Origin of the sequence: Pseudovibrio sp. WM33, assembly GCF_001623165.1 — a bacterium.
Lineage (GTDB): Bacteria > Pseudomonadota > Alphaproteobacteria > Rhizobiales > Stappiaceae > Pseudovibrio.
In genome coordinates this window covers 39469-50978 of sequence record NZ_LMCK01000077.1, presented here as the reverse complement: position 1 = coordinate 50978, position 11510 = coordinate 39469, and the positions used below count along the sequence as shown (strand labels likewise).

General features: G+C 51.1%; 11 protein-coding genes. 4 read left to right on the top strand and 7 right to left on the bottom strand.

Translation table 11 applies throughout. The annotated features are described in order from the left end of the window. Positions 1 to 528 precede the first annotated feature (528 nt). The 6 genes from rplS to ffh all read right to left on the bottom strand — a co-directional run bounded on the left by rplS (position 529) and on the right by ffh (position 4897). Positions 529 to 990 (bottom strand): 50S ribosomal protein L19, encoded by a 462-nt coding sequence (gene rplS, locus PsWM33_RS13350; protein ID WP_063286463.1) that lies wholly within the window; start codon positions 988 to 990, stop codon positions 529 to 531. 203 nt (positions 991 to 1193) lie between these two features. Continuing rightward, positions 1194 to 1898 (bottom strand): tRNA (guanosine(37)-N1)-methyltransferase TrmD, encoded by a 705-nt coding sequence (gene trmD, locus PsWM33_RS13345; protein WP_063300568.1) that lies wholly within the window; start codon positions 1896 to 1898, stop codon positions 1194 to 1196. 110 nt (positions 1899 to 2008) lie between these two features. Then, positions 2009 to 2572: a ribosome maturation factor RimM gene (gene rimM, locus PsWM33_RS13340; RefSeq protein ID WP_063294621.1), complete on the bottom strand. Its 564-nt coding sequence runs from the start codon at positions 2570 to 2572 to the stop codon at positions 2009 to 2011. Between the two features lie 36 nt (positions 2573 to 2608). After that, complete coding sequence (gene rpsP, locus PsWM33_RS13335) at positions 2609 to 3001, bottom strand: 30S ribosomal protein S16 (protein WP_063300567.1); 393 nt, start codon at positions 2999 to 3001, stop codon at positions 2609 to 2611. Positions 3002 to 3022: 21 nt separating this feature from the next. Next, complete coding sequence (locus tag PsWM33_RS13330; RefSeq protein WP_014283236.1) at positions 3023 to 3340, bottom strand: chorismate mutase; 318 nt, start codon at positions 3338 to 3340, stop codon at positions 3023 to 3025. Continuing rightward, positions 3341 to 4897 carry a signal recognition particle protein gene (ffh, locus tag PsWM33_RS13325; protein WP_063300566.1) on the bottom strand — a complete coding sequence of 519 codons (1557 nt, stop codon included), beginning with the start codon at positions 4895 to 4897 and terminating at the stop codon, positions 3341 to 3343. 386 nt (positions 4898 to 5283) lie between these two features. On the opposite strand from ffh, the gene PsWM33_RS13320 reads away from it, so the two are divergent. Further along, a complete protein-coding gene (locus PsWM33_RS13320) occupies positions 5284 to 6282 on the top strand; it encodes an alpha/beta hydrolase (RefSeq protein ID WP_063300565.1) in 999 nt (332 codons plus the stop codon). A 141-nt stretch (positions 6283 to 6423) separates the two neighbouring features. Next, entirely contained in the window at positions 6424 to 7344 is a 921-nt protein-coding gene (locus PsWM33_RS13315; RefSeq protein ID WP_208994555.1) for an alpha/beta hydrolase, read from the top strand. 62 nt (positions 7345 to 7406) lie between these two features. On the opposite strand, the gene PsWM33_RS13310 is transcribed toward PsWM33_RS13315, so the two are convergent. Beyond that, entirely contained in the window at positions 7407 to 8084 is a 678-nt protein-coding gene (locus PsWM33_RS13310; protein ID WP_063300563.1) for a YggS family pyridoxal phosphate-dependent enzyme, read from the bottom strand. 212 nt (positions 8085 to 8296) lie between these two features. Between PsWM33_RS13310 and leuS the strand changes: the two genes are divergently transcribed. Then, a complete protein-coding gene (gene leuS / locus PsWM33_RS13305; RefSeq protein ID WP_063300562.1) occupies positions 8297 to 10909 on the top strand; it encodes a leucine--tRNA ligase in 2613 nt (870 codons plus the stop codon). Then, positions 10896 to 11507, top strand: a complete 612-nt coding sequence (gene lptE / locus PsWM33_RS13300; protein WP_057463224.1) for an LPS assembly lipoprotein LptE — start codon at positions 10896 to 10898, stop codon at positions 11505 to 11507. Before leuS ends, lptE begins: the two co-directional genes overlap by 14 nt. The last annotated feature ends 3 nt before the right edge of the window (positions 11508 to 11510 follow it).

Here is an 11510-nt window from a genome sequence, read left to right as displayed (position 1 = left end):
GGCACAAAAAATCCGCTAGTTGACGGGAGCGGTTACCGCTTTTCAGAGGTTGTGAAGCCTCACATATGAATGTGGAATGGAACGCACCACCTGTCAACGAAAAGTTGCAGGATGATAAGAAGGTGTTGCCGCAGGGATACGCTGGTGAGACCCCACCACCGTCATCCAGCACAAGCGTAGCGCGATGCGGCCACCATCAACTGTTCAGGTTTGGTAAGACATGCGAGGCGGGATCTGACCGCGTCACGATCTAAAGCCGTGCTGGGCTCTGATCTGGGACCCAACGACCTCCGCCTCGCTACCATTCAAGCACAAAACAAACACACAGGGATCCAGTTGAATGGCAAAAGCAAAAAGACAAGCAAGCAGCTATAAATTCGGGATCTTCGCTTAGGATGACACCGAGGGCGCTGCTATGCCTGAAGCCAACCAAACCGCAGAACCTGCAAAAAACCCGACCATGAACACAAAAAACCCCGCTGATTTCTCAGCGGGGTTTTAGAAACCATAGAGGCCGAAGAGTAAATCTTACTCTGCAGAACCTTTAGCTTCAGCAGCTTTTTCAGCAGCTTTTGCAGCTTTTGCAGCATTAGCAGCCGCACGAGCTTCTTCGTTAAGACGCTTTGCGCGTACGTTGGTAGCTTCAACGATACGTGCGGACTTACCGCGACGCTCACGCAGGTAGTAAAGCTTCGCACGACGGACTTTACCGCGGCGAATGATTTCCACGCCTTCAAGCATTGGGCTGAAGATTGGGAATACACGCTCTACACCTTCGCCGTAAGAAATCTTACGAACGGTGAAGCTTTCGTTGATGCCGCCGCCGGAGCGTGCGATGCATACGCCTTCGTAGGCCTGCACACGAGTACGAGTACCTTCGGTAACGCGTACGAGAACACGTAGCGTATCACCTGGAGAGAACTCAGGAAGCGTACGCTTCTCTTCGATGCGAGCCATTTCTTCGGCGTCGAGCTGCTCAATGATATTCATGGCAGTTTCTTCCATTTTAAATATTGGTCAGAGCGTCCCTCAATGGTCGAGCCACCGGGACGTGTTCACCAAACCTTGGCATTATGCCGGGAAGTGAAGTGGAACTAGGACCCTAGCGGCAAACGCCAGACAGAATCCACTCCAGTCGGCGCGGGTTTAGCCGATTTTTGTAGGTTTGTCATGAAAAAAGTGTAGAAAATCCGCTATCCACGGCTATTTTCAAGGTAATCCTTCCAAAGATCTGGCCGTCTTTCTTGAGTAATCTTTTCAGACATCTCAAGGCGCCACTGATCAATCAGTTTATGATTACCACTTTTAAGAATAGATGGGACTTCCTGCCCTTCAAATTCGACAGGCCGCGTATAATGTGGGTGCTCAAGTAAGCCATTCTCAAAGCTTTCAGATTCGCCGCTCTCTTTATTTCCCATAACACCGGGAAGAAGGCGGACAATGCTGTCCAAAACCACGTGAGCAGCAACTTCTCCTCCTGAGAGAATGTAGTCGCCAATAGACACTTCCTCGAGTTGGCGCCCTTCTATGACGCGCTCATCAACACCTTCAAAACGACCGCAGACGATGATCACACCCGGTCCATCAGCCAGTTCCCGGGCTTTTGCCTGCGTAAATGGCTTACCGCGTGGGCTCATGAGCAACCGTGGACGTGTATCCTCATCCTCAGTCACATCATCAATTGCTTTGCCAAGAATATCAGGCCGCAGAACCATGCCAGCGCCACCGCCAGCAGGCGTGTCATCAACCGAGCGATGCTTATCAGTCGCGTAATCGCGAATGTTGTTCGCTATAAGAGACCAATCCCCGCGCTCCAACGCACGTCCAGACATGCTCATTGCCAGATTTCCCGGAAACATCTCAGGATACAGCGTCAAGATGGATGCACGAAAGGTCATAGGATACCCGTTGCTCAAGTAAGGTCAGTCTCTGGAATGTATTTTGATGCACAAACTGCAAAAATCACGCTGATGATCTCAGCAATGTCTGCATCTGGTAATGCGAAAAATCAGCCTGCTTCTGGCTTAGAGCCATCTTCGGGTTCTTTTTCACCTTCATCATAAAAGCCTTCGGGAGCATGGACCTCCACATATCCCTCTTTGAGGTCAATGGTAGGAACAACAGCTTTTGTGAATGGAAACATAAGAGAATTGCCGCTCTTCGGGGCAACTTCAATCAAATCACCTGCGCCAAAGTTCAAAAGAGCCAACACAGTTCCAATTGCCTCACCCTTCTCATCAATGGCTTTTAGGCCAATGAGATCAGTGTGATAGAACTCGTCTTCGTCTTCTGTTTCAGGCAGTTTTTCGCGAGCGATATAAAGCTTCATCCCATTGAGGACTTCTGCTTCATTGCGGGTATTCACACCCTCAAACTTGGTAACCACCACAGTTTTTTGAATGCGAGCCTTCTTAACTTTAAATTTGCGGCTACCGTCAGCACTTTCGAGCTTACCGTAATCGCCAAAAGAAAGCGGGTCATCACCAAATGGTTTGACCCGCACTTCTCCACGTATGCCGTGAGCAGCCCCGATCTGAGCCATTAGAATGCGGTCTTCAGGCTTGTTTGCCATTGCCGGCGTCTCCTTCTCAGATCGGGTATGCATATATTATTCGGAAGCTGCTGGTGCTTCAGCAGCAGCTTCTTCAGCAGCAGCTTTTGCTTCAGCTTCTGCAGCCAGCTTCTCGTCAAGACGCTCTTGAGCTTTCTTGCCGAGTTTAGCTTTATTTGGGTTGTTGCGTGGCTCACGCTTCATCAGGCCAGCAGCGTCCAGGAAACGCAGAACGCGGTCAGTAGGCTGTGCGCCATGACCAAGCCAATGCTTGATGCGCTCTTCATTCAGCTCAACGCGGTTGTCTGCATCTTTAGGAAGCATTGGGTTGTAACGACCAACGATTTCGATGAAACGACCGTCGCGTGGGGAGCGAACGTCTGCAATTACGACACGGTAGAAAGGACGCTTTTTAGTGCCACCGCGTGCGAGGCGAATTTTAGTAGCCATTGTTTATTTACTCCTAGGTATTCAGTCTGTGCTGTGTTCAGCAGCAATAGCTTCATGATGCCGAATGACTTCCTTCACGATGAAGTTCAGGAACTTTTCAGCAAAGTCAGGATCAAGATTGGCCTCGGCCGCGAGACGGCGCAGACGCTCAATCTGAAGTTTTTCACGGGCCGGGTCAGCCGGTGGAAGACCATGGGTAGCTTTCAGCTCCCCAACAGCCTGTGTGCAACGAAATCGTTCAGCCAACATATGCACCAGAGCAGCGTCAATGTTGTCGATGCTGGAGCGAAGTCCACCAAGGATCACCTTGGCTTCTTCAGTTTTGTCGATCTCGCTCAATTACTTTTTCCCCTTGCCGAGCCCTGGCAAACCAGATGCTCCACCAAGACCGGGCAATTTAGGGCCGCCAGCTCCTGGCAATCCCCCGGGAAGCCCACCACCCGGTAATCCTTTAGGCATTTCCATGCCGCCCGGCAGTTGACCGGATTTAGCCATCTGCTCAAGCGCTTTAGGGTCGATGTTCGGCATTCCGCCGCCCATGCCTGGCATACCGCCACCCATAGCGCCCATCATCTTGCCGAGCATGCCCTTGCCTTTGCCCTTACCCATGGCCTTCATCATATCGGCCATCTGGCGGTGCATTTTCAAAAGCTTATTAACTTCAGCGACCTGCACACCAGAACCTGCAGCAATACGCTTTTTGCGACTTGCTTTAAGCAGTTCAGGCTTGGCACGCTCTTTCTTGGTCATAGAGGAGATGATCGCCATCTGGCGTTTGAACATGTTCTCATCAAGGTTGGCGGAAGCAAGCTGCTTCTTCATTTTGCCAACACCTGGAAGCATGCCCATCATGCCGGACATTCCGCCCATCTTTTCCATCTGCTTCAGCTGTTCAGAAAGATCGTTCAGGTCAAAGTGACCCTTCTGCATCTTCCGAGCCATCTCTGCGGCTTTTTCCGCATCAATCGCTTCAGCAGCCTTTTCAACGAGCGAAACAATGTCGCCCATTCCAAGAATGCGATCAGCAATACGCTTTGGATGGAAATCTTCGAGCTCATCAGATTTTTCACCGGTACCAATCAGTTTGATCGGCTTGCCGGTAACAGCACGCATGGAAAGCGCCGCACCACCGCGACCGTCACCATCCATACGGGTGAGCATGATACCCGTGATAGAGCAGCGCTCATCAAAGCTCTTCGCCAGATTAACGGCATCCTGACCAGTCAGAGCATCGGCAACAAGCAGAATTTCATGTGGGTTGGACGCAGCTTTAATCTGCTCCATCTCCAGCATAAGAGGCTCATCAATGTGGCCACGACCCGCTGTATCGAGCATAACCACATCATAACCGCCAAGCTTCGCTGCATTCAGCGCCCGCTTTGCGATATCAACTGGCTGCTGCCCTTCAATGATAGGAAGCGTATCAACTTGGTTCTGTTCACCCAGAACCTTCAACTGCTCTTGCGCTGCCGGACGGCGCGTATCAAGAGAAGCCATCAGAACTTTGCGCTTATCGCGCTGTGTCAGACGACGTGCAATCTTGCCGGTTGCAGTGGTTTTACCCGCACCCTGCAGACCAACCATCATGATGCAAACCGGAGCCGGGGCATTCAGGTCGATCGGATGAGATTCCTCACCGAGCATCTCAATAAGCTGGTCATGCACGATCTTAACGACCATCTGACCCGGCTTAATGGACTTAACAACCTCTGCACCAACAGCGCGGTGTTTCACCTTGTCGACAAAAGAACGCACGATCGGCAGCGCCACATCAGCCTCAATGAGCGCGCGGCGAACTTCGCGCAGCGCTTCATTAACATCGGATTCAGAAAGCGCACCGCGTTTTGTGAGCTTATCTAGAATGCCGCCTAGGCGATCTGACAGATTATCGAACATGTCGTTCCTTTAAAATCTCGTTTCTGCACAAACACCTGAAGAAAACCAACTGGTGTCGTACACTCGTTCCTAGTGAATTTGGTGTCACTAAGCCAAAATTGCCACGGCAAATCAAATGCACATAGCAAAAAATCACCCGAGGGCGCAACGCGCTGTCGGGTGTTGACTTCTGGGATCTCTTTATACCTTTTCGGGTCCCAGTCAGTGGCTCCAGTATTCACATAGAAGGAGTTAGGTCGGGTATCTACGAGAATACAGGTGCCGAGTCAAGCAAAACCGCCATTTGTTGGAGATTGTATAAGCTTGGATAAAAAGGAAAACTCACAGATGCACCAGGTTTCCTGCCAAGCTGGCTCACAATCAGCCAAAAAAGAGGCGATTTAACGATGCTGTTCCGAAAGAACTATCTGTTTTTGCTGTCTCTTATTGTTCTGATCATCGGCTTCCTGCTCTATTGGGCCAACACCTATGTGTCCCCCTCTATCACGTTCAACCCAAGCGATATTGGCGAAGACCCCGAAGCATACATTGCACGGGTCGAAAGCCGCTTTACAGATATTAAGCCCGGTCTCGAAAAGCAAATCATCTGGCAAAATCCAGACACCAAAGCCAAAACGGATTATGCCGTTGTCTACATGCACGGCTTTTCTGCCAGCAAAGATGAGATCAGACCCGTTCCCGACCTCGTCGCCAGCTCCATTCAGGCCAATCTCTATTACACACGCCTTCCCGGTCATGCCCGCACACCTGCAGCCATGGGAGAGCCTAATGTCGATGACTATTTCAATGCCTTAGCCGAAGCTCTTACAATAGGAAAAGCTATCGGCAACAAAGTCATCATCATCAGCACTTCATTCGGTGGCTCTTTGACAGCATGGATGGATCTGACTGATCACGCCCTTAAAGAGGACGTGGAAGCAATCGTCCTCATCTCTCCGGTCTTTGAACTGGCCGCAGCAGGAACCTCCCTGCTCACATATCCACTAGCAGAGTACTATACCCCAATCATAGTGGGTCGGTATCGTGTTGCAGACCCTAACGCCACCTTCGAAGAAATCTACGCGTGGACCAACGCTTATCCCTCAACCGCCCTGCTTCCTCTTGCTGAAACGGTCAAATTGGTGGGCAGTCTGGATGCAGCAAACGCGACCATCCCGACTATGTTCATCTATGATATTCGCGACCAAACATCGGATGAGCACACCACAGCTAAGTTCTTTGAAAATTGGGGCGCACCAAAGCACCGGCTCCTCATAACCGAGTCCGCTGGCAATCATCACGTCATCGCAGGCAATATCACCAATCCTGAAAATAACCTGCTCGTCTCCAACGCAATCATCGAGTGGCTCGGGTCCAGAGACGTACCCACAGTTTACTCTCAATAACGCGTCCAGATGCGCTGATTTGATATTTCAACCAAAGCTGGAATAAGCTGGTGCCGTTAAGGAACAAAGGCACCCCATATGCTATTTAGATATTTCATTTTTGTAGTACTGATTTTACTCGTAGGAGGCACAATTGCCTTCATGGCAGGCCCAAGAGAACCACGCGATACAGAGATCACCTTCAAACCCGAAATTATGGGTGATGATCTCGAAGTGTATCTTTCAGAGAGTGAGGCCAAGTTTCAGGATATTCGTTCTGACACGGCCAAAGAGATCATCTGGTTCAATGGTAAGAAGAACAGCAAAACACCTCTTTCAATAATTTACGTCCACGGCTTTTCCGCCAGTAAACACGAGATCCGCCCTGTACCGGACCGCGTTGCAAATGAGATGGGCGCCAATCTTTTCTTCACCCGCCTGACTGGCCATGGCCGCTCGGGTGAAGCGATGGCAGAAGCCTCATTGAACGACTGGGTCAACGACCTCGCTGAAGCGGTCGAAATTGGCCGGCGCATTGGTGAGAAGACAATCATCATGTCCACTTCAACCGGTGGCTCACTTGCAGCTTGGCTCGCGATGCAGGACCACCCGCTGAAAGATGATGTGGCCGCAATGGTGTTTGTCTCACCAAACTTTGGTGTCAAAGCAGCAGGCGGATTCTTGCTCGATATGCCGTTCGCAAGACACTATGTCCCTCTGATCATTGGCAAAACCCGCTCGTCTTCTAAAGCACCATCTAAAGAAGAGCAAATGGGCTGGACCATCAGCTACCCAAGTGTAGCCCTCCTCCCAATGGCAACCACAATCTCAGTTTTGCAGGAACAAGACCCGGCAAACGCAAGCGTACCTGCCCTGTTCATCTACAGTGAAAAGGATGAAACCATCGACGCAGCACTCACCAATATCGCCTATGACAAATGGGGCGCACCAAAACAGCGTCTGCTTATCGAAAGCTCCGGTGACGACAACAACCACGTCATCGCAGGCGACATCATCAGCCCACAAAACAACGACCTCGTGGTCTCCACCACAGTCCAATGGCTGAGCGATCAACTACTTTAATACAAACGAAAAACGGGCGAGAAATCCCTCGCCCGTTCAAAACTCAACATTTTCAGTAATGCTTACTGCGAATAATCGCGCGCACCAAATACCGCAGAACCGACACGCACATGTGTTGCACCATGTTGAACGGCAATTGGGTAATCAGAAGACATTCCCATGGAGAGCTTTTCCAGACCGTTCCGCTTTGCGATTTTCTCTAGCAACGCGAAATGCATGCCCGGTGCTTCGTCAACTGGCGGAATGCACATCAGGCCTTCAATCTCCAGCCCATATTCATCACGACACTTCGCGATAAACGCATCCGCGTCCTTTGGAGGGATACCAGCCTTCTGGTCTTCTTCCCCGGTATTAACCTGAATGAACAGCTTTGGCGTCTTGCCTTGCTTATCCATCTCAACTTTCAGCGCTTTAGCAATCTTATCCCGGTCCACAGTGTGGATCACGTCAAAGGTCTGGATAGCTTCTTTCGCCTTGTTGGACTGAAGCGGGCCGATCAGATGCAACTCAACACCTTCAAACTCCTCACGAAGCCCAGGCCATTTGCCCATTGCTTCCTGAACCCGGTTTTCACCAAACACACGCTGTCCAGCTTCTAAAACCGGCTTAATATCTGAAGCTTCGAATGTTTTTGAGACTGCAATCAACGTTACAGAGCCGTTCGGACGTTCAACATCCGCCTCAGCTTTTCCGATGTTTTCCTTAACCTCTTTAAGGCGAAGTGCAGCAGCGTCACTCATTCCTAACTCCAGCGAAAAATCCATATTGGAGACATGAAATGCGCTCCCTAAGGTCTAAAAGCAAGAGTAGTTGCACATCATTGAGAAATTTCTGACAAATCTTCTTGGTTTTTCCTCTGTCTACCGCTTGACCAAGCTGGCAATTTCTGGTGACAGTCCGAGCAAACCTAATTTGCTTGATCAGGGCAAAAATCAAACACACGGCGGAATAAATGGCTACGGATAGGTATAATGCACGCGCAACGGAAGCGCGCTGGCAAAAAGTATGGGACGAAAAGAACGTCTTCGAGACGGACAACGATGATCCGCGCGAAAAATACTACGTACTAGAGATGTTCCCTTACCCATCCGGTCGACTACACATGGGGCACGTGCGCAACTACTCCATGGGTGATGTGGTTGCACGCTTCAAACGCGCACGCGGCTACAACGTTTTGCACCCTATGGGTTGGGATGCATTCGGCATGCCTGCGGAAAACGCAGCGGCTGAAAAGAAGGTTCACCCAAAGGGCTGGACCTACGACAACATTGCAGCAATGCGCGGTCAGCTGAAAACAATCGGTCTGTCGTTTGACTGGAGCCGCGAATTCGCAACCTGCGATGAAGACTACTACGCACAGCAGCAGGCCCTGTTCCTGGACTTTCTGGAAGCTGGCTTGGTTTACCGCAAAAACGCAAAGGTAAACTGGGATCCAGTCGACATGACCGTTCTGGCAAACGAACAGGTGATCGACGGCAAAGGCTGGCGCTCTGGCGCAGAAGTTGAACAGAAAGACTTGACCCAGTGGTTCTTCAAGATCTCTGATCATTCCGAAGAGCTGTTGGAAGCAATCGACACTCTGACTGAATGGCCTGAAAAAGTTCGTCTCATGCAGAAGAACTGGATCGGCAAATCTGTTGGTCTGAAAGTCAATTTCGAGTTCACCGAAACCGCTCCAACCGGTGATGAGAATCTGGAGATATTTACGACCCGTCCGGACACGCTGTACGGCGCGTCCTTCATGGGCCTGTCACCAGATCATCCAATTACGCAGAAACTGTCTGAAGACAACGCAGAACTGCAGGCGTTCATTGCTGAATGTCGCCGTATTGGCACGACAGCTGAAGCAATTGAAACCGCAGAAAAGCTTGGCTTCGACACCGGCCTGCGCGTCAAACATCCGCTGAATCCATCTTGGGAGCTGCCAGTCTATGTGGCAAACTTCATCCTGATGGATTACGGCACAGGCGCGATCTTCGCATGTCCTGCACACGATCAGCGCGATCTGGACTTCGCCTACAAGTACAAGCTGCCAGTCAAAGCAGTTGTGCTGCCAGAAGGTGAAGATCCGGCCACATTCGATGTTGGCACCGAAGCTTACACCGGCGAAGGCTCCATCTTTAATTCCGAGTTCATGGACGGTATGTCCATCGAGGATGCGAAGAATGCTGTTTCTGACAAGCTGGAAGCGCAAGAAGCCAAAGGCAAACAACAGGCGCACCGCGAAACAAACTACCGTCTGCGCGACTGGGGTATCTCCCGGCAGCGCTACTGGGGTTGTCCGATCCCTGTCATCCACTGTGATGACTGTGGTGTTCAGCCAGCGCCAAAAGAAAGCCTGCCAATTGTTCTGCCGGAAGATGTCACTTTCGACCGTCCGGGCAACCCGTTGGATCGTCATCCAACATGGCGCAATGTGAAATGCCCATGCTGTGGCAAGGATGCTCAGCGTGAAACCGATACCATGGACACCTTCGTGGATTCCTCCTGGTACTTCGCACGCTTCACTGATCCGAAGAACAGCAATCCGACCGATCCAAAGGTGGCTTCTGAATGGCTGCCTGTTGATCAGTACATCGGTGGCATCGAGCACGCGATCCTGCACCTGCTCTACTCCCGCTTCTTTGCACGCGCCATGCAGATCACCAAACATCTGGATGTGAAAGAGCCATTCAAAGGCCTCTTCACACAGGGCATGGTGAACCATGAGACCTACAAAGACCCTGATGGAAAATGGGTAACACCAGCTGAGATCAACATCATCAGCACCGAAGGCGACAGAAAAGCGGTTCACGCAGAAACCGGCGCTCCAGTTACCATTGGTTCCATCGAGAAGATGTCCAAGTCGAAGAAGAACGTTGTTGACCCAACCGACATCATCGACACCTACGGCGCTGATACAGCACGTCTCTTCGTTCTGTCTGACAGCCCGCCAGAGCGCGACATCATCTGGACAGAAGATGGCGTAATCGGTGCATGGCGTCACGTACAGCGCGTATGGCGTATCATTGGTGAAGTCTCTGAAAAGACTGAAGCCAACATCGCAAGACCTGCTGAGTTCAGTGATGAAGCAACAGCCCTGCGCCGTGCTTCTCATAAAACTCTGGCTGCCATCACAAAAGACTTTGATGGCCTTGGCTTCAACCGTGCTGTTGCCCGTCTTTATGAGTTCACCAACGCGATCAGCAAGGCGCTTCAATCAGACCTGTCCAAACCGGACATGGCATATGCTCTGCGCGAAGCAACTGGCTTCCTCCTGCAGCTCATGGAACCAATCACACCTCACCTTTCTGAGGAATGCTGGTCCATACTTGGCAATGAAGGACTGGTATCCACATCAAACTGGCCGGTTGTCCAAGAGGATCTGCTGGTAGAAAACACCATTACGCTTCCGATTCAAATCAATGGGAAGAAAAAAGGTGAGCTTTCTGTAGCAAGAGACTCTTCCAAAGAGCAGGTAGAAGAAGCTACTCTGGCACATGAGGCTGTTCAGAAAGCTCTGGATGGCAAGGCCCCACGTAAAATCATCGTGGTACCTCAGAGGATTGTAAATGTCGTTGTTTGATCGCCCTGCTAAATCAGGTCGCCCTTCCCGCCGGGTTCTACTCGGCGGGGCAACAATTGTTGCGGGTGCCCTTCTTCTTTCTGGCTGCCAGTTCCGTCCGCTCTATGGCGTTAGCCCAACGCTGTTAGGCGATGGCTCGGAGCAGACCCAGACCGTCCAGGCTCAAATGGCGGCAATTTCCATGAAGTTCCCAAGCTATGGGGATTCAGGGTCTATCAAGCGTATCAATCAGGTTCTGCGCAATCAGCTGATTTTCGCGTTCACACGTGGTGGTGATGCTCTGCCGCCAAAGTATCGTTTGGAAATCCTGACAGACAAGCGCCGTGCTGAAGTGGGCGTTGAGCAGCTGGCCGACGTGCCAACCGCTTACAACATCACCGTCAACACCAGCTTCGTTCTGGCAGATATCCAGACAGATCGTACGCTCTACACTGGCCGCTCCTTTGCCTCTGCATCCTTTGACTTTTCCAGTCAGCGCTTTGCAAACCTGAGAGCAGAACGAGATGCAGAAGACCGTGCTACCAAGGTTGTCGCTGCTGACATCAACACCCGCATAGCAAGCTTCTTTGCAACTCATCCTGTAGAGCCTGTAGAATAGGAC